The 21,510-nt window shown below is 69.0% G+C and carries 21 protein-coding genes; 12 read left to right on the forward strand and 9 right to left on the reverse strand.

Annotation, left to right across the window (positions count from 1 at the left end; all coding sequences use genetic code 11):
* From HSX43_RS04170 to tldD, 5 genes are all read right to left on the reverse strand, one after another.
* Entirely contained in the window at nucleotides 1–597 is a 597-nt protein-coding gene (locus HSX43_RS04170; protein WP_179378848.1) for a GNAT family N-acetyltransferase, read from the reverse strand.
* A complete protein-coding gene (gene topA / locus HSX43_RS04175; protein WP_179378849.1) occupies nucleotides 594–3,254 on the reverse strand; it encodes a type I DNA topoisomerase in 2,661 nt (886 codons plus the stop codon). Before topA ends, HSX43_RS04170 begins: the two co-directional genes overlap by 4 nt.
* 574 nt (nucleotides 3,255–3,828) lie before the next feature.
* Nucleotides 3,829–4,965: a DNA-processing protein DprA gene (gene dprA, locus HSX43_RS04180; protein WP_179378850.1), complete on the reverse strand. Its 1,137-nt coding sequence runs from the start codon at nucleotides 4,963–4,965 to the stop codon at nucleotides 3,829–3,831.
* Nucleotides 4,966–5,023: 58 nt separating this feature from the next.
* Nucleotides 5,024–5,518, reverse strand: coding sequence for a hypothetical protein (locus tag HSX43_RS04185; RefSeq protein ID WP_179378851.1), 495 nt, complete (start codon nucleotides 5,516–5,518; stop codon nucleotides 5,024–5,026).
* Nucleotides 5,515–6,936 carry a metalloprotease TldD gene (gene tldD, locus HSX43_RS04190; protein ID WP_179378852.1) on the reverse strand — a complete coding sequence of 474 codons (1,422 nt, stop codon included), beginning with the start codon at nucleotides 6,934–6,936 and terminating at the stop codon, nucleotides 5,515–5,517. The genes HSX43_RS04185 and tldD overlap by 4 nt, the downstream gene beginning before the upstream one ends.
* A 348-nt stretch (nucleotides 6,937–7,284) precedes the next feature.
* Here tldD and coxB point away from each other — a divergent pair, with 348 nt between their 5' ends.
* The 12 genes from coxB to HSX43_RS04250 all read left to right on the forward strand — a co-directional run bounded on the left by coxB (nucleotide 7,285) and on the right by HSX43_RS04250 (nucleotide 17,517).
* A complete protein-coding gene (coxB, locus tag HSX43_RS04195) occupies nucleotides 7,285–8,154 on the forward strand; it encodes a cytochrome c oxidase subunit II (protein ID WP_179378853.1) in 870 nt (289 codons plus the stop codon).
* Nucleotides 8,155–8,199: 45 nt separating this feature from the next.
* Nucleotides 8,200–9,120: a heme o synthase gene (gene cyoE / locus HSX43_RS04200; RefSeq protein ID WP_179379265.1), complete on the forward strand. Its 921-nt coding sequence runs from the start codon at nucleotides 8,200–8,202 to the stop codon at nucleotides 9,118–9,120.
* Nucleotides 9,120–9,323, forward strand: a complete 204-nt coding sequence (locus tag HSX43_RS04205; protein WP_235962497.1) for a hypothetical protein — start codon at nucleotides 9,120–9,122, stop codon at nucleotides 9,321–9,323. The genes cyoE and HSX43_RS04205 overlap by 1 nt, the downstream gene beginning before the upstream one ends.
* A complete protein-coding gene (locus HSX43_RS04210; RefSeq protein WP_179378854.1) occupies nucleotides 9,320–9,916 on the forward strand; it encodes a cytochrome c oxidase assembly protein in 597 nt (198 codons plus the stop codon). Before HSX43_RS04205 ends, HSX43_RS04210 begins: the two co-directional genes overlap by 4 nt.
* Nucleotides 9,917–9,927: 11 nt before the next feature.
* Nucleotides 9,928–10,731 (forward strand): cytochrome c oxidase subunit 3, encoded by an 804-nt coding sequence (locus tag HSX43_RS04215; RefSeq protein ID WP_179378855.1) that lies wholly within the window; start codon nucleotides 9,928–9,930, stop codon nucleotides 10,729–10,731.
* A gap of 69 nt (nucleotides 10,732–10,800) precedes the next feature.
* On the forward strand, nucleotides 10,801–11,463 hold the full coding sequence (locus HSX43_RS04220) for an SURF1 family protein (RefSeq protein ID WP_179378856.1): 663 nt from the start codon (nucleotides 10,801–10,803) through the stop codon (nucleotides 11,461–11,463).
* Between the two features lie 13 nt (nucleotides 11,464–11,476).
* Nucleotides 11,477–12,856 (forward strand): threonine synthase, encoded by a 1,380-nt coding sequence (gene thrC, locus HSX43_RS04225; protein ID WP_179378857.1) that lies wholly within the window; start codon nucleotides 11,477–11,479, stop codon nucleotides 12,854–12,856.
* Nucleotides 12,857–12,867: 11 nt separating this feature from the next.
* Entirely contained in the window at nucleotides 12,868–14,127 is a 1,260-nt protein-coding gene (locus tag HSX43_RS04230; RefSeq protein ID WP_179378858.1) for a M16 family metallopeptidase, read from the forward strand.
* On the forward strand, nucleotides 14,124–14,708 hold the full coding sequence (locus tag HSX43_RS04235) for a GNAT family N-acetyltransferase (RefSeq protein ID WP_179378859.1): 585 nt from the start codon (nucleotides 14,124–14,126) through the stop codon (nucleotides 14,706–14,708). The genes HSX43_RS04230 and HSX43_RS04235 overlap by 4 nt, the downstream gene beginning before the upstream one ends.
* Before the next feature lie 60 nt (nucleotides 14,709–14,768).
* A complete protein-coding gene (locus tag HSX43_RS04240; RefSeq protein WP_179378860.1) occupies nucleotides 14,769–15,206 on the forward strand; it encodes a SpoIIAA family protein in 438 nt (145 codons plus the stop codon).
* 53 nt (nucleotides 15,207–15,259) lie between these two features.
* Complete coding sequence (locus tag HSX43_RS04245) at nucleotides 15,260–16,087, forward strand: MBL fold metallo-hydrolase (RefSeq protein ID WP_179378861.1); 828 nt, start codon at nucleotides 15,260–15,262, stop codon at nucleotides 16,085–16,087.
* Complete coding sequence (locus HSX43_RS04250) at nucleotides 16,084–17,517, forward strand: FAD-binding oxidoreductase (protein WP_179378862.1); 1,434 nt, start codon at nucleotides 16,084–16,086, stop codon at nucleotides 17,515–17,517. Before HSX43_RS04245 ends, HSX43_RS04250 begins: the two co-directional genes overlap by 4 nt.
* A gap of 416 nt (nucleotides 17,518–17,933) precedes the next feature.
* On the opposite strand, the gene HSX43_RS04255 is transcribed toward HSX43_RS04250, so the two are convergent.
* Genes HSX43_RS04255 through HSX43_RS04270 form a run of 4 tightly spaced genes read right to left on the reverse strand, consistent with a single transcriptional unit; the run spans nucleotide 17,934 to nucleotide 21,473 of the window.
* On the reverse strand, nucleotides 17,934–18,470 hold the full coding sequence (locus HSX43_RS04255; RefSeq protein ID WP_179378863.1) for an adenine phosphoribosyltransferase: 537 nt from the start codon (nucleotides 18,468–18,470) through the stop codon (nucleotides 17,934–17,936).
* Between the two features lie 3 nt (nucleotides 18,471–18,473).
* Nucleotides 18,474–19,154 carry a DUF2927 domain-containing protein gene (locus HSX43_RS19895; RefSeq protein WP_179378864.1) on the reverse strand — a complete coding sequence of 227 codons (681 nt, stop codon included), beginning with the start codon at nucleotides 19,152–19,154 and terminating at the stop codon, nucleotides 18,474–18,476.
* The gene (locus HSX43_RS04265) at nucleotides 19,151–20,008 is read right to left on the reverse strand and encodes an S-methyl-5'-thioadenosine phosphorylase (RefSeq protein WP_179378865.1); all 858 of its coding nucleotides are present in this window, start codon (nucleotides 20,006–20,008) and stop codon (nucleotides 19,151–19,153) included. Before HSX43_RS04265 ends, HSX43_RS19895 begins: the two co-directional genes overlap by 4 nt.
* A 58-nt stretch (nucleotides 20,009–20,066) precedes the next feature.
* The gene (locus HSX43_RS04270; RefSeq protein ID WP_179378866.1) at nucleotides 20,067–21,473 is read right to left on the reverse strand and encodes a hypothetical protein; all 1,407 of its coding nucleotides are present in this window, start codon (nucleotides 21,471–21,473) and stop codon (nucleotides 20,067–20,069) included.
* Between the last annotated feature and the right edge of the window lie 37 nt (nucleotides 21,474–21,510).

Below are 21,510 nucleotides of genomic sequence, written 5' to 3' on the forward strand. Positions count from 1 at the left end.
TCACGTCGCCGGGGCCTCCATCCGCTCGGCATGTCGGAAGCCGAAGATCGCGCCGAGCGGCCCCATCCGCCGCGTGCCCACCGGCACGAACCCCTCGCGCAGGTAGAGGGCGCGTGCGCGGGGGTTGCCGTCGATCACGTCGAGGCGCACCCGGCCCAGACCACGTCGTCCCGCCTCGCTCCTCACCGCGCGCAGAAGCTGCGTGCCGAGGCCGAGCCCCCGTGCGGCGGGCGCGACGCAGATGCCGTCCATCAAGAGGATGCCGGCCTCGACGTCCCGTTCGATCAGCGAAAGAAGGGCGGCGCGCCAGGCTGCGCCGAATGTTCCGTAGTGGCGCGCGATCTCGGGCCATCCGCCACCCGTCAGGGCACCGTCCGCCGTCTTGAAGCCGGCGATTCCCAGAAGCCGCCCGTCGTGCAAAGCCGAGATGGCGAAGCGGGGGTCGAGAATGTCGACCAGGAAGGCCTGCCCCCGCGGTGCCGGTCCGAGCACGGGGCCCAGTTTCGTCTCGAAGGCCTGCCAGTAGAGCGCGGCCGCCACGGCCCGCTGATCCTCGGGAAACCCCGGGTGGATCTGCGGGACCGGCCCCTCCGTCATTCGGAGGCGGTGGACTTCTTGGCGGCGGTCTTGCGCGTCGTCGTCTTCTTGGCGGCCGGCTTCTTTTTGGGCGCGGCTTTCTTGCGCGTACCTTTCTTGGCGGCCTTCGCATCCACCAGCTCGATGGCCTGCGCGACGGTCAGGTCGTCCGGTGCCACATCCTTCGGCAAGGTCGCGTTCACCTTGTCCCACTTGATGTAGGGGCCGTAGCGGCCCTCCATGACGTTCATCGCGCCGCCCTGTTCCGGATGCTCGCCCAGTTCGCGCAGCACCTTCGCCGCCTGCCGTCCGCCGCCGCGCGGGTTGGCCCGCTTCTCGGCCAGCACCTCGACGGCGCGGTTCATGCCGATCGTGAAGACTTCCTCCTCGTCGGGCAGGTTGGCATAGACCGGCTTCGCGTCGTCGGGCCGCTTGTGCATGACATAGGGGCCATACCGGCCGAGGTTGGTCTCGATCGGCTGACTGTCCTCGGGGTGCAGGCCCACCTGCCGGGGCAAGGACAGAAGCTGCATCCCGCGGTCGAAATCCACGATGTCGGGCGACCAGCTCTTGGGCAGGCTCGACCGCTTCGGCTTCGGGTTTTCCTCGGTCTTCTCGCCCAGCTGGACGTAGGGGCCGAAGCGCCCCGCCTTCAGCCAGACCTCGAGGCCGCTCTCGGGCTCGACTCCCAGCATCCTCTCGTCGGCCTGCGCCTCGCCCTCCATGCCCGGCGGGCCGAAGGGGCGGGTGTACTTGCACTCGGGGTAGCGCGAGCAGCCGATGAAGGCCCCGCCCGCGCGGGCCGTGCGCATCGACAGGCGGCCCTCCTCGCAACGGGGGCAGAGGCGCGGGTCGCGGCCGTCGCCCTGATCGGGGAAGATGTGGGGGCTCAGAACCTCGTTGATCTTCTCGAGCACGTCGGTGATGCGCAGCTCCGACGTCTCGCCCACGGCGGCCGAGAAGTCGCGCCAGAAGCGGTCGAGCACATCCTTGTAGTTCTTGTCGCCCGCGCTGACGTCGTCGAGCTCCTCCTCCAGTCCGGCAGTGAAATCGTAGCTGACGTAGCGGCGGAAGTAGTTGGCGAGGAACGCGGTGACGAGGCGGCCCTGATCCTCGGGGAAGAGGCGATTGCCCTCCTTCCGGACGTAGCCGCGATCCTGGATCGTCGAGAGGATGCTGGCGTAGGTCGAGGGTCGGCCGATGCCGAGCTCCTCCATCTTCTTCACAAGCGTCGCCTCGGTGTACCGCGGCGGCGGCTGCGTGAAGTGCTGCTGGCCCAGCACCGCGTTCGACGGGGCCTTGATCAGCTTGTTGTCGGAGGTCTCGCCCTCGTAGGCCGCGACCTTCTTCGCCGCGTCACCCTCGTGGATGGCGGGCAGGCGCTTGTCGTCGTCGGTCGCGGGGGCGTCGTCGTCGCGCCCCTCGGTGTAGACCTTCATGAAGCCGTCGAAGGCCACGACCTGCCCGGTCGCGCGCAGCTCCACCTGGCCCTCTCGGTCCCGGATCGTGACGGTCGTGCGCTCCAGCTTGGCGGCGGCCATCTGGCTCGCCAGCGTGCGCTTCCAGATCAGGTCGTAGAGTTGCTTCTGGTCCTTCTCGAGCCGCAGGTCGTCGGGGGCCTTCGACATCTCGGTCGGGCGGATGCACTCGTGCGCTTCCTGAGCGTTCTTCGCCTTGTTCTTGTAGACCCTCGCCTCCGCGGGGACGTAGTCCTTGCCGTAGCGATCCGCGATGGCGGCGCGCGCGTCGGCCACGGCCTCGGGGGCCATGTCGATGCCGTCGGTGCGCATGTAGGTGATGTGCCCGGCCTCGTAGAGCCGCTGCGCCGTCGACATGCAGGCCTTGGCCCCCATGCCGAACTTGCGGCTCGCCTCCTGCTGGAGGGTCGAGGTCATGAAGGGGGGGCTCGGGTTGCGGGTCGCGGGCTTGGCCTCGACCGCGTGAACGGTCAGGTCGCGGCTCTCGACGGCCTGCACGGCCAGCTCCGCCTGCGTGGCATCCGAGAGATCGAACCGGTCGAGCTTCTTGCCGGCGAGCGTGACGAGCCGGGCCTCGAAGCGTTGCCCCCGCGGCGTCTCGAGCGTTGCGCGCACCGACCAGTATTCGCGCGGATCGAAAGCCTCGATCTCCATCTCGCGGTCCACCACCAGCCGCAGGCATACGGACTGCACCCGCCCCGCCGATTTCGACCCCGGCAGCTTGCGCCAGAGGACGGGGCTGAGGTTGAAGCCCACCAGATAGTCGAGCGCCCGGCGCGCCAGATAGGCATGGACGAGCGGGGTGTCGATGTCGCGCGGGTTGGCGATCGCGTCCTGCACGGCCTTCTTGGTGATCGCGTTGAAGGCCACGCGGCGGACCGGCATGTCTTTCTTGATGCCGCGACGGTTGAGCAGCGCCTCCTGCAGGTGCCAGGAGATCGCCTCCCCCTCGCGGTCGGGGTCGGTGGCGAGGATGAGGTTCGGATCGTCGGCCAGCGCGTCGGCGATGTCCTTGATGCGCTTCTTGCTATCGGCGGGCACTTCCCAGGTCATGTCCCAGGAGCCCTCGGTGTCGACGGAGCCGTCCTTGCCGACGAGGTCGCGGACGTGCCCGTAGCTTGCGAGGACGGTGTAGTCCTTGCCGAGGTAGCCGTTGATTGTCTTGGCTTTGGCCGGGGATTCGACGACGACGACGGGCATGAATGGAGACCTCAAATCTTGATCGTTCCGAGGGGGCGGTGGCGTAAAAACAGGCCCGACCCCATGGGCCGCGGACCATGTGGGCCCGGTCGCCGAATTGTCAATGCCGGCAAAGGACGGGGCGCGCGTGCTTGCCGGGCTGGGGGACGATCCGGGCGGATGTTAGAGCATCGGTGGTCTGGGGGATGGACGAGCGGGGCGGCGGTTCCCCGATGTCCCGCACGTTTCGCAAGAGATCGGGCCGTCACGGGCTCGGTGAGGCCGTGCGCGGACTGTCGTGACCGGAGCGGAGCGTTAGGCTCGGTGCGGTCAGGGCCGCAGCTTCGGTGTCGTTTCGGCCCGACCGACCGGACGGGCCGGCGTATGCCGTCCCACTTTGCGGCTCCATCGGTTCGGCGTGTTCAAACCCGCGCGGGTGCGTCACGCATCGGATCCGACGCCGCCTCGCCCGACGTCCGCCCGCCGCTCCGCGAGGTGGAGGATCAGGTCGCGCTTCGATCGGTCGGACGTGCCCCGTTCCGAACCGTGGTTTCGTCTTTGCCCGTCGGATCCGGCCCTTCCGGGGTCTCGCCGGTCAGACCCGGACGAGAAGGCCGCCCGCCCTTCGTTCGATCCGGCCCGAGAGTTCGAGTTCGGAGAGGCGGGCCGACAGGTGTCGCGCATCGACGGGCCCTGCATCGCCGAGTTCCGCGAGCAGTTGATCCTCTGCGACCGGCGTCGGCGACAGCAGGTCGAGGACGCGTGTGTCGAGGGGGACTTCGGACGTTGGCTGCCGGTTCGTCGCGGGTGCCGGGCGGGCCTTGGGCTTTGGCGCGGATCCCTCGCGCAGGCCGTCGAGCAGGTCGAGCACGTCGTCGGCACCCCGGACCAGCGCGGCCCCGTCGCGCAGGAGGAGGTTGCAGCCCGAGGCGCGACCGTCGAAGGGATGGCCCGGGACCGCCATGACCTCGCGGCCCTGATCGAGGGCGTTGCGCGCGGTGATCATCGAGCCCGACTTCGCCGCCGCCTCGACCACCACGACCACCTGCGCCGTACCCGAGATGATGCGGTTGCGCCGCGGGAAGTCGCGGGCCTGCGGCGCGAGGCCGAAGGGACGTTCGCTCAGGTTGCAGCCCGCCTTCGCGATGCGGCCGGCCAAATCGACGTTCTCTGCCGGGTAGACCCTGTCGAGCCCGCCCGCGTGGACCGCCACGGTCTTGCCCGCAAGCGCGGCATCGTGGGCCACGGTATCGACCCCGCGGGCGAGGCCCGAGACCACCGTGACGCCCGCCTCGGCCAGCGCCCGTCCGAGCGACCGTGCCATGCGAAGCGCGAGCGAGGAGGCGTTGCGCGTGCCGACGATGGCGACTGTCGGGGCCGAGAGGGCGGCCGCCTCCCCCCGCGCCCAGAGGACGGGCGGGGCGTCGGCGATCTCGGCGAGGCGCGCCGGGTAGCCGGGCGCACCGAGCGTCAGCAGGCGTGCGCCGTGCCGCCGCGCCGCCCGGATCTCGCGCCGCACCAGCCCCTCCTCGGCCGGCGCGTAGCCGGTGTCGCCGGCGGCGCGGGCCACCTCCGGCAGGGCGGTGAGCGCCGCGCGGGCGTTGCCGTGCTCGGCGATCAGCCGACGAAACGTCGCCGGTCCGACCCTGCGCGATCGGGCGAGCCGCAGGCGGGCGAAAAGCTCGTCCTGCGACGGTGGCGTGTCGAAGGTGGGCAGCGGGGCTTCGGCCATGCCGGGACGAATCAGCTCTTGCATCGCATGACTGTGCGGGCTGGGGCTTACCGATCCGTTAAGCCGCGCGCGGCGCGATGGCCTCCGGCCGACGCAGGCGGATCGTAAACCAAAGAACGGCCGCGTGGACGAGCGCCGGGGCGGCGTAGATACCCCAGTAGACCAGCAGCGTCAGGAGCGGGTCGGGCTCGGCCACGGCGTAGGACGCGATGAACGGGGCCGGGGCGAGAGCTGCGACGCAAAGCGCGGTGCCCCAGCCGCCGTAGCCGATCCGCAGCGCGAGGTTTCCCAGAAGGAGTGCGAGGGGAACGATGAAGATCGTGACCAGAGGGGCCATGAAGAGAAGGACGCCGAAGGTCGTGACAAGGCCGAGCGGCGTGCCGGCCCCGACGCCCCCGCCGTCGACCCAACCGAGCGCATCCAGCGCGAAGAGCGGCAGCACCAGTAGCCCGCCAAGCGCGCCCGGCACGAGCCATGTCGCCACCGCCGCGAGCAGCCAGTCCATGCCGGTGAGCCGCAGATTGCCGCGCTTCACCGTGCGGAAGGCAGTCACGCGGCGGAGCCGCCCACGGTCAGCCCGCCGATCAGGAGCGTGGGCTGACCCACGCCCACGGGCACCCACTGTCCCTGCTTGCCGCAATTGCCCATGCCCGGGTCGAGCGCCATGTCGTTGCCGATCGCGCGGATGCCCTTGAGCGCGGTCGCACCGTCGCCGATCAGCGTCGCGCCCTTGACGGGCGCGCCGACGCGGCCGTCCTTCACGCGGTAGGCCTCGGTGCAGGAGAACACGAACTTGCCGTTGGTGATGTCGACCTGCCCTCCGCCGAAGCCCACGGCGTAGATGCCGTCCTTCACGTCGGCCACGATGTCGCCCGGGGTCGCGTCCCCGTCAAGCATGTAGGTGTTCGTCATCCGCGGCATGGGCGCGTGAGCATAGCTCTCGCGGCGGCCGTTGCCCGTGGGCTCGACCCCCATCAACCGGGCGTTCTGCCGGTCCTGCATGTAGCCCACGAGGATGCCGTCCTCGATCAGTGTCGTCCTGCCCGACGGCGTGCCCTCGTCGTCCACGGTGATCGAACCGCGCCGGTCGGGGAGCGTCCCGTCGTCGAGGACCGTGACGCCGGGCGCGGCGATCCGCTGCCCCATGAGGCCGGCGAAGGCCGACTGGTCCTTGCGGTTGAAGTCGCCCTCGAGGCCGTGGCCCACGGCTTCGTGCAGCAGGATGCCGGGCCAGCCGGGGCCAAGCGCCACGTCCATCACGCCAGCGGGCGCAGGCTCCGCCGAGAGGTTGACCGTGGCGATGCGCAGCGCCTCCCGCGCCAAAGCCTCGAAGTGGTCGCGCTTCACCAGACCGTCGAGCGCGATGCGCCCCCCGCCTCCCGCCGTGCCGGATTCGCGGCGGCCGTTCTCTTCCACGATGATCGACACGTTCAGGCGCACCATCGGGCGGGCATCGGCGGTCGAGGCCCCTTCGGGGCGCAGGATCTCCACCTCCTGCAGCGAGGCGGACATCGAGGCGGAGACCTGTACGACGTGGGGATCGAGGCCGCGTGCGTAGGCGTCGATCTCCCGCAGGGTATCGAGCTTCACGTCGAAGGCGACGCCGGCGATTGGGTCCGCGTCGGTATAGAGACGACGGTTCGTGCCCTGCGGCGCGTCCGCGAGCGTGCCGCCGCCGTCGCCGACCGCGAGGCGAGCGGTCTCCGCCGCGCGCTTGAGCGATGTCTCGGAGATTTCGGTCGAATGGGCGTAGCCTGCCGTCTCGCCCCGCACCGCGCGCAGGCCGAATCCTTCCGACGCGTCGTAGCTCGCGGTCTTAACCCGTCCGTCGTCGAAGACCACCATCTCCGAGCGTCGCCGCTCGAGGAACAGCTCGCCGTCGTCGGCCCCTGCGAGGGTGTCGCGCAGGACGGCGAGGGCGGCGTCGCGGTCGAGCAGCGTCTCGAAGGGGCGGAAGGGAGTGTCGGTCATCGTGTCATCCTTGCGGTCCTGTCCCAGAGATAGGACGGATCCGGGCCGGACCCCAGAGGTGCGCGACGGTTTTTGGCCGTCGGACGACGGGATCGGCAAGCCGGAGATTGTCCCTCCGGTTTGATCCAGCGCAAGGCGCGACGGCGCGAATGGCACTACGGAGCGGCACAGGGAGGGCGGCCCCGAGGGGTCGCGGGGTTCCGGCGCAATCGGGATGCGCCGGGGCCTCGCGCGTGTGCGACATATGGCGCGGAGGTCTTGCGGACTCGGGGCCAGTTATGGTCTTAGGCGTGCCAAATGTCCCGCGCGGCCGCGACCCGCCGTGCTCCGCAATCAAGGAAAGACCTCATGCAGATGCCCTCGTTCAAGGCCGCCGGCCTGACCGCAGCACTCGCGCTGGCCCCCTTCGCCGCTTCCGCCCAGTCGATCCTGGGCGATCTGCCGGTGATCGGGGAGCCGCAGGCCGGGGGCACCGGATTCCAGCCGGCCGCGACGTCGCTCGCGACCGAGATCCATTGGCTCGACACGTTCCTGCTGGTCATCATCACGATCATCGCGCTCTTCGTGACCGCGCTGATCGCCTGGGTCGTCGTGCGCTACAACCGCAAGGCCAACAGCGACCCCGCGACCTTCACGCACAATTCGCCGCTCGAGGTCGCCTGGACGATCGTGCCGATCCTTATCCTCGTGGGCATCGGGGCCTTCTCGCTGCCGGTGCTCTTCGACCAGCAGCGCATCCCCGAGGGCGAGGTCGTCGTGAAGGTGACCGGCTACCAGTGGTACTGGGGCTACGAGTACCCCGAGGAAGAGGGCGTCGAGTTCTCCTCCTACATGATCGGGGCCGATGCCGGGAACATGATGACCGATGAGGTCTCGGCCCAGCTGCAGGAGGCCGGCTATACCGACGACCATTTCCGCCTCGCCACCGACACCGCCGTCGTCGTGCCCGTAGGCAAGACCGTGGTGATGCAGGTCACGGCGGGCGACGTGATCCACTCCTGGACGATCCCCTCCTTCGGGGTGAAGCAGGACGGCATCCCCGGACGCCTCGCCCAGCTCTGGTTCAAGGCCGATCAGGAGGGGATCTACTTCGGCCAGTGCTCCGAGCTCTGCGGCATCTCCCACGCCTACATGCCGATTACCGTGAAGGTCGTTTCCGAGGAGAAATATGCCGAGTGGCTCGATGCCGTGAAGGCCGGCGAGATCGACACCTGGTAAGACGCCGCTTCCGAAGGGACTGACGTGACCGATCTGTCGCTCCATATGGCCCATGTCGACGGCCCGGCCGAAGAGGCCGGGCTGCGCGATTACTGGCAGCTCCTGAAGCCGCGGCTGATGTCGCTGTCGGTCTTCACGGCGCTCGTGGGCCTTCTGGTCGCGCCGGAGGGGCTGCACCCCTTCCTCGCCGCCACGTCGATCCTCTGGATCGCGATCGGGGCCGGGGCGTCGGGCGCGCTCAACATGTGGTTCGACGCCGACATCGACCGGGTGATGAAGCGCACGCGCAACCGCCCGATCCCGTCCGGCCGCGTCACCCCGTCGGACGCGCTGGCACTCGGGCTCTTCCTGACGGTGCTGTCGGTGACGATGCTCGGGCTGACCGCCAATTGGGTCGCGGCCGGCTGGCTTCTCTTCACGATCTTCTTCTACGCCGTCATCTACTCGATGTGGCTCAAGCGCACGACCTCCTGGAACACCGTGATCGGAGGGCTGGCGGGGGCCTTCCCGCCGATGATCGGCTATGCTGCCGTCACGGGCACGACACCGCTCGAGGCCTGGCTGATGGTCGCGCTCATCTTCATGTGGACGCCGCCTCACTTCTGGGCGCTCGCGCTCTTCGTGAAGCTCGACTATCACGTCGCCCGCATCCCGATGCTCACCGTCACCCACGGACGGGACGAGACCCGCCGGCAGACCTGGCTCTGGTCGCTGGGCCTCGTCGCGGTCTCCTTCGTGACCGCCTTCACGGCGATCGGCGGGCCGCTGACGCTTGCCGTCGCCTCGGTTCTGAATGCGGTCTGGCTGCAGCGCGCCTGGGCCGTCGTCCGGCGTGACGATCTCGACAGCGACGCCGATGCGCATCTGGCGGAACGGCGGCTCTTCAAGTGGTCGCTCATCTATCTCTTCGCGCATTTCGCGGTCTTCGTCGCCGAGGCTGCGCTCGGCCCCTACGGAGGCTGGTGATGCATCAGGACCACGAGCTTCACGTCCGCCGCCGGGGCCGGAACTTCGGTCTTCTGGCCGTTCTGCTGGGCTTTATCGTGATCGTCTTCGCGCTCACGGTCGTGAAGGTGACGACCGGCGGCTTCGCCGAGGCATTTGACCACGTTGCGCGCCCGGCCCTCGTACCCGACGATGGGGCCACACCGACGGAGGACGACGAATGAAGACCTGGTGGCGCAACCTGACGGACAATGGCCGCGTCGTCGCGATGACGCTTTTCACCGTTCTCGGCATGGGTTCGCTCGGCTGGGCCGCGGTCCCGCTCTACGATCTGTTCTGCCGCGTGACCGGTTATGGCGGCACGACTGCGCGGGCCGAGGCCGGAGCCGGCGAAGTACTGGAGCGGACGGTTCTGGTGCGCTTCGACGCGAGCCGCGAGCGCGACATGCCCTGGGACTTCAAGCCGTCGCAAACGACCATGCGCGTGCGTATCGGCGAGACCAACCTTGCGTTCTACGAGGCGACGAACCCGACCGACGAGCCCGTCGCCGGCACGGCAAGCTACAACGTCGCGCCCTATGCCGCGGGCCCCCATTTCGTGAAGATCGCCTGCTTCTGCTTCGAGGAGCAGATCCTTCAGCCCGGCGAAACCGTCTCCATGCCCGTCACCTTCTACGTCGACCCCGCGATCGTCGACGACCCGGAAGCGAAGGGCGTGCCCGAAATAACCCTGTCCTACACCTTCCACACGATGGACTTGCCCGACGACTACGCCGCGCTTACGAGCGGTGAAGACGCGGCGACGCAGACCAACTGAGAGGCGACGAAATGGCCCAGGCCAAGAACCACGACTATCACATCCTTCCGCCCTCTATCTGGCCGTTCCTCGGCTCGGTCTCCGGCTTCATCATGCTGCTGGGGGCGGTCTTCTGGATGAAGGACCATTCGAACCCCTGGATGTTCGCCGTCGGCTTCGTCGGCGTTCTCGGCGTGATGTTCGCCTGGTGGGCGGACGTCGTGAAGGAATCGAACGTGGGCGACCACACGCCCGTCGTGCGCATCGGCCTGCGCTACGGCTTCATCTTCTTCATCATGTCGGAGGTGATGTTCTTCGCGGCCTGGTTCTGGAGCTTCTTCAAGCACGCGATCTATCCGATGGGGCCCGACAGCCCGGCCGTCGACGGAGTCTGGCCGCCCGCCGGTATCGAGACCTTCGATCCTTGGCACCTGCCGCTCATCAACACCCTGATCCTGCTCTGCTCGGGCGCGGCCGCGACCTGGGCGCACCACGCGCTCGTGCACGAGAACAACCGACAGGACATGAAGTGGGGCCTGATCCTCGCCATCGTTCTGGGCGTGATCTTCACGGGGTTCCAAGCCTACGAATACACCCATGCGAGCTTCGGCTTCGCCGGCAACATCTATGGCGCGAACTTCTTCATGGCGACCGGCTTCCACGGCGTTCACGTCATCATCGGCACGATCTTCCTCGCCGTCTGCCTCTTCCGCCTCCAGGCCGGGCATTTTTCGCCGTCGAAGCACATCGGCTTCGAGGCCGCGGCCTGGTACTGGCACTTCGTCGACGTGGTCTGGCTCTTCCTCTTCGCGGCCGTCTACGTCTGGGGCGGCTGACGCCCCCGATTTCGGCAACTCGGGCGGCGCGGGTCTTCCGCGCCGTTTCCCGTTTCAAGGGCCCCTGACATGCGCTTCGCGATCCCCGCGCTCTTCGGACTGATCGGCTTCGCCGTGCTCTGCACGCTCGGTGTCTGGCAGCTGCAGCGGATGGAGTGGAAGCACGCGATGATCGCGGAGATCGAGGCCCGCATCGACGCGGAGCCCGCCGCCCTCCCGGACATGCCTGCCGAGGCCGCCGACAATTTCGCCCCCGTCGCGCTCACGGGCCGTATCGACGGTGAACCGCTTCGCGTCCTCGGGGCGTGGCGCGCTGGGGGAACGGGTTTTCGCGTCGTCACCCCGGTCGAGACCGGCGGCAGGCGCATCCTCGTCGACCTCGGTGTCGTGCCGCTCGATGCGGGCGAGACGATCGCATTGCCGGACGTTCCCATCGAGATCACCGGCAATCTCAACTGGCCCGACGACGCGAACGCGGGCACGCCCGACCCAGACGGCGACACCTGGTTCGCCCGCGACGTCGCCGCGATGGCCGCGGCGCGGGGCACCGAGCCCGTGCTCGTCGTCGCCGCCGCCACCACGCCGCCGCTCGCCGTCACGCCCGTCCCCGTCGGCACCGACGGCATCCCCGACAACCATCTGGGCTACGCGATCCAGTGGTTCGGGCTTGCTACCGTCTGGTTGGGGATGACAGTCTTCCTGCTGTGGCGTATCAGGCGGCGCACTCTCTGAAGGCTCTATTGTGATGCGGTACATTTCCACCCGTGGCGACGCCCCCATTCTGGGGTTCGAGGATACGATGCTGACCGGCCTCGCGCGCGACGGTGGCCTCTACGTTCCCGAAGACCTGCCGACCCTGTCGCGGGGCGACATCGCCGCGCTCGCCGGCCTGCCCTACGAGGAGGTGGCGGTGCGCGTCATGGCCCCCTTCGTACGCGATGCTTTCGACGAGGCGACCTTCGCCGGTCTGGTCGAGCGGGCCTACGCGGGTTTCGGCCACGACGCCCGCGCGCCGCTGAAGCAGCTGGCTCCGAACCATTTCCTGCTGGAGCTGTTCCACGGGCCGACGCTCGCGTTCAAGGACTTCGCGATGCAGCTCATCGGGCAGATGTTCGAGCACACGTTGACCAAGCGGGGCGAGCGGGTCACCATCGTCGGGGCGACGTCCGGCGACACCGGCTCGGCGGCGATGGAGGCCTTCCGGGGGCTCGACGCGGTCGATGTCTTCATCCTCTACCCGCACGGCCGCGTCTCGGAGGTGCAGCGCCGGCAGATGACGACGCCGGCGGAGGCCAATGTCCACGCGCTCGCCATCGACGGGCACTTCGACGACGCGCAGGCCCGTGTGAAGGACATGTTCAACCACTTCGACTTCCGCGACCGCGTGCGGCTCGCGGGTGTGAACTCGATCAACTTCGCCCGCGTGCTGGCGCAGGTCGTCTACTACTTCAGCGCCGCGACGGCCCTCGGTGCGCCGCACCGCGAGGTGTCGTTCACGGTGCCCACGGGCAACTTCGGCGACATCTTCGCGGGCCATATCGCCAAGCGCATGGGCCTGCCGATCCGGCAGCTCGTCGTGGCGACGAACCAGAACGACATCCTGCATCGCTGCCTGACGACGGGCGAGTATCGCCCGGGCACCGTGGAGCCGTCGATCTCGCCTTCGATGGACATTCAGGTCAGCTCCAACTTCGAGCGGGCGCTGCACTTGGCCTATGGCGGCGACGGACGCGCCATTGCCCAGCTCATGGCGGAACTGAAGGAGGGCGGCTTCACCGTCAGTCAGGGCGCGCTGCAGGCGCTGCAGGAGGTCTATGCCTCCGGCCGGGCGACGGAGGCCGAGACGACGGCGGCCATCGGCTCCTACCTGAAGCGCAGCGGTGAATTGCTCTGCCCGCATACGGCCGTCGGCACCCATGTCGCCGAGGCGCATCTGGGCGACGTGCCGATGGTGACGCTCGCCACCGCCCATCCCGCCAAGTTCCCCGACGCCGTCGAGGCCGCGACGGGCGTCCGCCCGGCCCTGCCGCCGCGAATGGCCGACCTCTTCGACCGCGACGAGCGCATCACGCGGGTCGAGAATGATCTCGCCGCCGTCGAAGCCGTCATCGACGCCCGTATCTGAAGGCCCACCGCATGAGCACGCAACTCCACCGCCTTCCGAACGGCTTTCGCGTCGTGACCGAGCATATGCCGGGCCTGCAATCAGCGAGCGTCGGCGTCTGGGTCGGTGCCGGCGGGCGTCATGAGGCGGCGGAGCAGAATGGGATCGCGCATTTCCTCGAGCACATGGCCTTCAAGGGCACCGAACGGCGGAGCGCGCTGCAGATCGCCGAGCAGATCGAGGACGTGGGCGGCTACATCAACGCCTATACCTCGCGCGAGGTCACGGCCTACTACGCCCGCGTCCTGGGCGAGGACGTGGCGCTGGCCGCGGACCTCATCGCCGACATCGTACTGAACCCGGTCTTCGACCCGCGCGAGATCGAGATCGAACGCGGCGTCATCCTGCAGGAGATCGGGCAGGCGCTCGACACGCCCGACGACATCATCTTCGACTGGCTGCAGGAGGCCGCCTATCCCGAGCAGCCGCTCGGTCGCACCATCCTCGGGCCGAGCGAGCGCGTGCAGGCGTTCGAGCGCGCGGACCTGCAGCGATTCACCGCCGAGCACTATGGCCCCGAGCAGATGATCCTCGCGGCCGCCGGTGCGGTCGACCACGACGCGCTCTGCCGCATGGCGGAGGATCTCTTCGGCCACCTGCCGCGCCGGCCCCTCATCGAGCCGACGCCCGGGCGGTTTAGGGGCGGCGAGATCCGGCAGGCCAAGTCGCTGGAACAGGCGCATATCGCACTCGGCTTCACGCAGCCGGGCTATCGCGACGACGGCATCTACGCCGCGCAGGTCTTCGCGGGGGCGATGGGGGGCGGCATGTCCTCGCGGCTCTTCCAGGAGGCGCGGGAGAAGCGCGGCCTCTGCTACACGATCTTCGCGAGCGTGGCGGCGCATTCGGACGGCGGTATGCTCACGGTCTACGCCGGTACCGGAGCCGAGGACGTCGGCGATCTCGCGCGGCTGACGATCGACGAATTGAAACGTGCCGCCGACGACATGACCGAGGCCGAGGTGGCGCGCGCGCGGGCGCAGATGAAGTCGGGGATGCTCATGGGTCTCGAATCGCCCAGCAGCCGCGCCGAGCGCCTCGCCCGCGTCGTCGCGATCTGGGACCGCGTGCCACCGCTTGCGGAGACCATCGGCAGGATCGACGCCGTCGATGTGGCCGCCGTACGCGCCCATGCCGCCCGCCTGACCGACGGCGAACCGGCGCTTGCGCTCTATGGCCCGGTAGAGCACGCGCCGGACGTCGCGGCGCTGCGCGACCGGCTCGCCGCATGATCTTCGGTGCCCTGCGCAAGCCACGGATCCAGACCGAGCGCCTGCTCCTGCGCCTGCCGCAGCATTCGGACTACCGCGCCTGGGCCGCGCTGCGCGAAAGCTCCGCCGCCTTCCTGCAGCCCTGGGAGCCGGAGTGGGCGGCGGACCACCTGAGCCGCAAGAGCTTCACCAACCGCGTCCATTGGGCAAGCCGCAGCCACGGGCAGGGGACGGCGCTCGCGCTGTTCCTGGCACGGAAGTCCGACGACGCGATCGTGGGCGCGATCACCCTCGACAACGTGCGCCGGGGCCCGGCGCAGTCGGCGACCTTGGGCTACTGGATCGGGCAGCAATACGCGCGGCAGGGCTACATGCGCGAGGCGATCCTGGCGCTGTCGCACCACGCCTTCGCCCGCCTCGACCTCAGCCGTCTGGAGGCGGCCTGCCTTGAGGAAAACGTGGCCTCCCGCGGCCTGCTGGAGCGGTCGGGCTTCAAGTACGAGGGGGTCGCCCAAAGCTATCTTCAGATCGCCGGTCGCTGGCGCAACCACGTCCTCTACGCGATGCTGCGGTCCGACCGCCGGGGGCGGGCCGACACCTGAGCGATTGAACTGGACGCGGTGCTCGTGCGTTTGGTGCCATATGCCGAAAGGAGGTCGCCCATGCCCGACGTATCCGACGACGGCGTGCCCAAAGACGCCGTCCGCGCAATCCAGACTACGGTTCCCGACGTCTTCGCCTTCGAGATCGACGGCGAGGTGAGCGCCGCCGACATGGAGGCGATGGCCGAGAAGATGAACGCCGCGTTCGACGCCTGGCCGCGTGTGAGCCTCGTTCTGATCTTTCGCTCCTACGAGGGCAGCGAACTCGGGGCGGGCTTCGACTGGGCGTCGATCAAGTCCCGTCTGCGGTCGCTCTCGAACCTCGACAAATATGTCGTCGTCGGCGCGCCCGAGGGGGCCGAGCGGATGATCGAGGGGCTGGGCCGCATCCTGCCGGTCGAGGCGATGACGTTCGATCTGAGCGAAATGGCGGAAGCTTGGGAGGCGGTCGGCGCGAAGCCCGTGCGATCCGGTGGCGAAACGTCTCCGGCTCCGTGATGTGACTGGCCCCGGCACGGGAATCGCGCGATGATCGCAGCGGAGGTGCTGCCATGATCCGTCCAGCCGCCCTGATCGCCTGTCTTCTGGCGGCGTGTGCATCGCCCGCTACCACGCAGGAGGAACGCCGCCCTAGCCATTGCATCGCGATCGCCGAGGCGGGCGGTTTCGTCCACAAAGCCAGTTTCGCCGCCCCGCTCGAGCCCTTTTCGGTGCGGATCAACTACGTCGACCATTCCATGTTCCTGATCGAGACGGAGGGCGGTCTGCGCGCAGTCACCGATTTCTCGGGTTTCATCGGCGCGACCCGTGCGCCCGACGTGGTGACGATGAACCGTGCGCATATCTCCCATTGGACGCCGACGCCCGACCCGGAGATCGACCATGTGCTGCCCGGCTGGTCCGACCGTGTCGGAGAGCCGGTCGACCACCACCTCGACTTGGGCGAGATGCTGGTACGCTCGGTCTCCACCGACATCCGCTCCCGCGCCGGCGCTGGGGTCGAGGAGAACGGCAATTCGATCTTCGTCTTCGAGGTCGCGGGTCTCTGCATCGGACATCTGGGTCACCTCCACCATGAGCCGGATGCGACGCAATACGCGGCTCTCGGGCGGCTCGACGTGGTGATGGCCCCGGTGGACGGCGGGCTGACGCTGGAGTTGCCGGTGATGATCCGGGTGCTGCAACGGCTGCGCTCTTCCGTGATCCTGCCGATGCACTGGTTCGGGCCGTCGTCCCTCGATGCATTCCTGAACGGCATGGAGGACGACTTTGACATCGAGCGGCGGGACGCCAGTTTTCTCGAAATATCTCTCAACACCCTGCCGCGACGACCGACGGTGATCGTGCTACGCCCCTCCTTCCTGACGGACCCCCAGTGACCCTCGACACACCCCCGCCCGACTACACCCCCGCCACCGGGGCCTTCGCCGAGACGCTGCGTGGTCTCCTGCCAGAGGCCGCCTTCCGCGATCTCGATGCGCGCTATCTCGAAGAGTCGCGGGGCCGCTGGGCGGGACAGGGCGGTCTCCTCCTCGCACCCGGCGCCACGGAGGAAGTGGCGACGATCGTGCGTCACGCGGCTGAACATCGGGTCGCCGTCGTTCCCTACGGCGGCGGGACCGGCCTCGTCGGCGGACAGGTGAGCGCTGATCTGCCGGTGCCTGTGATCCTCTCGCTCGAACGCATGACGCGGGTGCGCCGCGTCGATCCGGTCGAGAATGCTCTGACGGTGGAGGCCGGTGTGATCCTGCAGCAGGTGCAGGAAGTTGCCGCCGAAGCGGACCGCCTCTTCCCGCTCACCATCGCGGCCCAGGGGTCGGCGCGCATCGGCGGCATTCTCTCGACCAATGCGGGCGGCGTAAACGTCCTACGCTACGGCAACGCGCGCGACCTCTGCCTCGGGCTGGAGGCGGTGCTTCCCGATGGCAGCGTGCTCCACGGCCTGTCGCCGCTGCGCAAGAACAACACAGGCTACGACCTGCGCCATCTTCTGATCGGGGCGGAGGGCACGCTCGGGATCATCACGGCGGCCACGCTGAAGCTCTGGCCGCGGCCCGCGCGTATGGGAGCCGCGATGATGACGGTGCGGGATCCGCAGGCGGCGCTCGATCTTCTGAACCTCGCGCGCGACCGGATCGGGGAGGGCGTCTCGGCCTTCGAACTGATCGGTCGCACGGGGCTCGCTTTCCTGGCCGAGACGATGCCGGACGTGCGCCTGCCGCTCGGGCAGCCGGAGTGGTCGGTCCTGATCGATCTCGGCCTCGGCGGGGCGGGGGAGCCGACGGCGGCGCTCGAGGATCTCTTCGTCGCGGCAGAGGCGGCAGGGCTCGTCAGCGACGGCGTCATTGCGCAGTCCGAGGCGCAGCGGCAGGATTTCTGGCACTTGCGAGAGTCGATCCCCGAGGGCAATCGCCGGATCGGCGCGGTCAGCAGCCACGACATCTCCGTCCCGACCGCGGCGATTCCGGAGTTCATCCGCGCGGGGACCGGGGTGATCGCCGGTCTCGGCGACTTCCGGATCAACTGCTTCGGCCACGTTGGCGACGGCAACCTGCATTACAATGTCTTCCCCGCGCCGGGCCAAGACCGCGCCGACCACGTGGACGAGCGTGACGCGATCAAGAGCGCCGTGCACGACCTCGTCCATCGCCACGGCGGTTCGGTCAGCGCGGAACACGGGGTCGGTCGGCTCAAGGTCGGCGACCTCGAACGCTACGTCGACCCGACCAAGCTCGCCGCGATGCGGGTCATCAAGTCGGCCCTCGACCCTGCGGGGATCATGAACCCGGGGGCGGTCCTGCGGCGCTGAAGACGAGGGCGGAACGGCAGGAGATGATCGGGGCGAGCCCGACCATTGCGACGTTCAGAGATCAGCCCGCCCGACGGAATTGGTGCGTCCCCCTCAGATAAGGGGAACGCACCGTCTGCCATGCAAGCAGCATCACCCGAGGGTGACGTCCAATCATCTATATCGGCAATCCCGTTTTTCAACTAAAAGGCGAGTGTATTTGTTGACGTTCGCCTATGCTCTCGTTTCTGCATGTATCGATCGGCAGTCAGAGTCTTGTCTGCGGGCGTGCGAAGTGACCCCCTGAAACGAAACGCGCCCTGCCGGGGGAGGGCAGGGCGCGCGGGGGAATGGGTGAGGTCTGCTAGAACGCCCACGCCGATCTTGTCGCATCAAAAGGTTACCAAATGATTGACGCGCGTCGGTCGGGCACGGATTCAGTGACCGTCGAAGGCGCAAAGCGTGTGGATCGGCATGTCCATCTCCTCGAGGGCCCGTCGCCCGCCGAGCTCCGGCAGGTCGATGACGAAAGCGCAGCCGACCACCTGCGTCCCGAGCCGTTCCAGAAGTGAGATCCCGGCCTGGGCGGTGCCTCCCGTGGCGAGAAGATCGTCCACCAGCAGCACACGCGCCCCGGGCGGCAGCGCGTCGCGGTGCACCTCCACCGTCGCCGTCCCGTATTCGAGGGCGTAGTCCTGTTCGAAGGTCTCGCCCGGCAGCTTGCCCTTCTTGCGGATCGGTACGAAGCCGCAGCCGAGTTGGTGGGCGACCGCCCCGCCAAGGATGAACCCCCGCGCCTCCAGCCCCGCCACCGCGTCGATTTCCTCACCCGCGAAGGGATCGAGCAGTTGATCGACGCAGAGCCGCATCCCCCGCGCATCGGCAAAGAGCGTCGTCACATCTCGGAACATGATTCCCGGTTTCGGGAAATCGGGAATGGTGCGGATATAGTCGAGGATCGTCTTCTTCTGCATGGGTCAGCTTTCTTCGGGCACATCTGGGCCAGTCTCTGGGTCATAGTGACGCCGCAGCGCCATGGCGTCCTGCCCCTCGAGGCGGGTGACGGAATTGCCGTCCTCCGAAAAGAGGCTGCGGCGATAGGCCGGGCCGCGCACGTCGGTCATCAGGCCGAGGCCCTGCACGATCTCCTCGAGCAGGATCGAGGCGATCTCGCGCCGCCGGGCCTGGGCCGACACGGCGATCAGCGCCTCGCGGATCACACCGTCACGGGCGCGCAGGGCGACGCGGCCGAGCGGGAGCAGCGCCCCGTCGAGGTCGGCGACCCCGGTGTCGCGCATCACATGGCCGGGCGGGGTGGCGACGATATGGACGGCGATGTCCACGGCGTCTTCTTCGCGGGTCAGCCGGATGCCGGTGCCCAGTGCGTTCACCTCGGCGATGGCGTTGTCCAGCCCCTCCTCGTAGAGCCGCCGTTGCCAGTCTTCCAGCCGTTCCGTGACCGAAGCGAGTCCCACGGTCAGCGCGGCGCGCTTCTCCTCCGGCCAGCGCAGGAACGGCTTACGGCAGTCCCCGCCGGGATCGGCGGCACAGGCGACGGCGCGATAGAAGGCGTCGTCGTTCACCGGGCCCGGCACTTCCACGAACTCCTGCGCGATCGCGGCGCAGGGCAGCAGCAGGGCGGCCAGAAGCGCCCTCACAGCACTCGTCCGGCGATCGCCCGCAGGCGCTCCACGACGGCCGGGTCGCGGGCCTCGGGGGCTGTCATCACAGCATGGTCGAGCGCCCGGTCGCAGCCCTCGTCGCAGGGCGCGTCCGTCACCTCGGCGGGCAGGTTCGCGACCATCGCCGTGGCCCGGGCGACATTGGCCTGCAGCGTGGCGATGATGTCGGTAATCTGCACCGAGCCGTGGTCGGGGTGCCAGCTGTCGTAGTCGGTGACCATGGCGACCGAGGCATAGTGCAGCTCCGCCTCCCGCGCGAGCTTGGCCTCGGGCATGTTCGTCATCCCGATCACGTCGCAGCCCCAGTCGCGGTAGAGCCGCGATTCGGCCAGCGTCGAGAACTGCGGTCCCTCCATGGCAAGGTAGGTGCCACCCTCGTGCACGGTCGCGCCCGCCGTCCGCGCTGCCCGCGCGCAAGCGGCCGAAAGCGCGGGGCAGACCGGATGCGCGACCGAGACATGGGCGACGCAGCCCGTGCCGAAGAAGCTCTTTTCGCGGGCGAAGGTGCGGTCGATGAACTGGTCCACGATCACGAGATCGCCGGGGGCCATCTCCTCCCGGAAGGAGCCGGTGGCCGAGACCGAGACCAGATGCGTGACCCCGGCGGCCTTCATCGCCGCGACGTTAGCGCGGTAGGGGACGGTCGAGGGGCTGTGAACGTGCCCGCGCCCGTGCCGGGGCAGGAAGATCATCTCGGTGCCGTCGAGCGTGCCGTGCAGCATCTCGTCCGACGGTGCGCCCCAGGGCGTGTCCTGCGCGCGCCAGGTCGCGTCCTGCAGCCCGTCGACGGCATAGAGCCCCGACCCTCCGATGACCCCGATGACCGGCATCCCGTCTCCCCTTTTTCGACCCGCGCACCCTAGCAGCCCCCGCCGCGCAGGGAAGGCGTCAATCGCGTCGAATGACCCCGGTGATCGCGGCCGCCCCGAGCGCCGTGACGATCCAGCCCGCGATGTTGAGCACGAAGCCTGCGCCCCAGAGCCATCGACCCCAGGGCCCGCGCGAGGTCGAAGGGGCCCAGGCGTCGGTCTGGTTCAGGTCGATGATCGGGATCACGAGGTCCGCGGCATAGGCGTAGCGGTTGAACGTCTCCCAGTCCTGACCGGGGGCACCCGGCGCGGACCAGGCCTGCGCGGGTCGGGTCTCGCTGAGGGCCAGCGACTGCCAATCGTCTGACACGAGGACCGGCGCGGCGTTCGGGGCGAAGTCGCCGGCGTCCCAGGCGAAATGCGCCAGTGTCACCGCGAGAAGCCAGAGCACGCCGAGCGCGGCGAAGCTGCGGAACGGCTGGTAGCCGTAGCCCGTCGTTACGCGCAGAAGGGCATCCCAGACCCACCGCCAGGCGACGCCGAAGAGCGCGAGCAACCGGTCGCCGCCCTCGCGCGGCGTGCCGTCCGGCCGATGCAGGCGTCGCCGGCGCGACTGCTGTCGCAAGCGCCGCTCGCGCCGGCGCAGGACGCGGCGAGCGTCGCCCTCGCGCCCCATCTGGCGAAAGATGCGGGCGAGCTGCGTGAACGGTTGCGGATGGAAGCGCGGACCTACGAAGCTGCCGGCCTCGACCCAGTCGAGACGCGCGGAGAGGTCGGCCTCGCCCGCGATGTGGTCGTAGACGAAGCCGTCGAGCACGAGGTCCTCCGCTCCGGGCCACCCGCGCGCATCGTCCGCGAGCACGCCCACCCGCGCCGAGTGAAGCGAAACCGCGCCGCGCAGCACGCGGACCCCGCGCCAGACGAGCCCCTCGCCCACCGTGAGGCGCTGCGCCATGAGGGCCGTCCCCTTCGCGCCGTCGAGCACCGCGCCCTCCACGTCGAGTTGTCCGCCGATGCGGGTGCCGGACAGAAGGATCTCTCCGCGCGTCTCCACCTGCCTAAGGAAGAGATCGCCGGTGACATGCGCGCCCTGCAGATCGAGCCGGGCCAAACGGCTCCGGCTCAGGTCGAGCGTGCGCAGCTTGGCCTGCCGCGCAATCAGGCGCGCGTCGAAATGACAGGCGATCAGGGCGCTTGCGCCCCGTGTCTCCTGGAACGACAGGTCGATCTCGCCCTCGATCCAGGCCCCGCGCAGCGACACGCCCGGCCCCTCGACCCGGCAATCGGGGCATCCGCCGAGAAACAGGAACCGCAGGATCGAGGCGCGGACGCGCCGGTCGGGCGTCGACTCCTCGGGCCGGCTGCCGCTGCCGAGGATGCAGCGCTCGCCGGCGCGGGCGGCGGCGATCAACGCAGCTTCGGCCTCGGTCAGGGCGTCCTCGGGCCCAAGCGCGGTGATGTCGGCCCAGGCCCGGATGATCCCCATGGGCCGAGAGTGCCGGGAGGTCGCGCCGGGCGCAAGG

Origin of the sequence: Jannaschia marina, assembly GCF_013404595.1 — a bacterium.
In the GTDB taxonomy this organism is placed as follows: Bacteria; Pseudomonadota; Alphaproteobacteria; order Rhodobacterales; family Rhodobacteraceae; genus Jannaschia; species Jannaschia marina.

Excerpts from the sequence above, each read along its gene's own strand:
- HSX43_RS04170 (WP_179378848.1), bottom strand. The coding sequence starts at position 597 with ATGACGGAGGGGCCGGTCCCGCAGATCCACCCGGGGTTTCCCGAGGAT.
- topA (WP_179378849.1), bottom strand. The coding sequence starts at position 3,254 with ATGCCCGTCGTCGTCGTCGAATCCCCGGCCAAAGCCAAGACAATCAAC.
- dprA (WP_179378850.1), bottom strand. The coding sequence starts at position 4,965 with ATGGCCGAAGCCCCGCTGCCCACCTTCGACACGCCACCGTCGCAGGAC.
- tldD (WP_179378852.1), bottom strand. The coding sequence starts at position 6,936 with ATGACCGACACTCCCTTCCGCCCCTTCGAGACGCTGCTCGACCGCGAC.
- coxB (WP_179378853.1), top strand. The coding sequence starts at position 7,285 with ATGCAGATGCCCTCGTTCAAGGCCGCCGGCCTGACCGCAGCACTCGCG.
- cyoE (WP_179379265.1), top strand. The coding sequence starts at position 8,200 with ATGGCCCATGTCGACGGCCCGGCCGAAGAGGCCGGGCTGCGCGATTAC.
- HSX43_RS04205 (WP_235962497.1), top strand. The coding sequence starts at position 9,120 with ATGCATCAGGACCACGAGCTTCACGTCCGCCGCCGGGGCCGGAACTTC.
- HSX43_RS04210 (WP_179378854.1), top strand. The coding sequence starts at position 9,320 with ATGAAGACCTGGTGGCGCAACCTGACGGACAATGGCCGCGTCGTCGCG.
- HSX43_RS04215 (WP_179378855.1), top strand. The coding sequence starts at position 9,928 with ATGGCCCAGGCCAAGAACCACGACTATCACATCCTTCCGCCCTCTATC.
- HSX43_RS04220 (WP_179378856.1), top strand. The coding sequence starts at position 10,801 with ATGCGCTTCGCGATCCCCGCGCTCTTCGGACTGATCGGCTTCGCCGTG.
- thrC (WP_179378857.1), top strand. The coding sequence starts at position 11,477 with ATGCGGTACATTTCCACCCGTGGCGACGCCCCCATTCTGGGGTTCGAG.
- HSX43_RS04230 (WP_179378858.1), top strand. The coding sequence starts at position 12,868 with ATGAGCACGCAACTCCACCGCCTTCCGAACGGCTTTCGCGTCGTGACC.
- HSX43_RS04235 (WP_179378859.1), top strand. The coding sequence starts at position 14,124 with ATGATCTTCGGTGCCCTGCGCAAGCCACGGATCCAGACCGAGCGCCTG.
- HSX43_RS04240 (WP_179378860.1), top strand. The coding sequence starts at position 14,769 with ATGCCCGACGTATCCGACGACGGCGTGCCCAAAGACGCCGTCCGCGCA.
- HSX43_RS04245 (WP_179378861.1), top strand. The coding sequence starts at position 15,260 with ATGATCCGTCCAGCCGCCCTGATCGCCTGTCTTCTGGCGGCGTGTGCA.
- HSX43_RS04255 (WP_179378863.1), bottom strand. The coding sequence starts at position 18,470 with ATGCAGAAGAAGACGATCCTCGACTATATCCGCACCATTCCCGATTTC.
- HSX43_RS04265 (WP_179378865.1), bottom strand. The coding sequence starts at position 20,008 with ATGCCGGTCATCGGGGTCATCGGAGGGTCGGGGCTCTATGCCGTCGAC.
- HSX43_RS04270 (WP_179378866.1), bottom strand. The coding sequence starts at position 21,473 with ATGGGGATCATCCGGGCCTGGGCCGACATCACCGCGCTTGGGCCCGAG.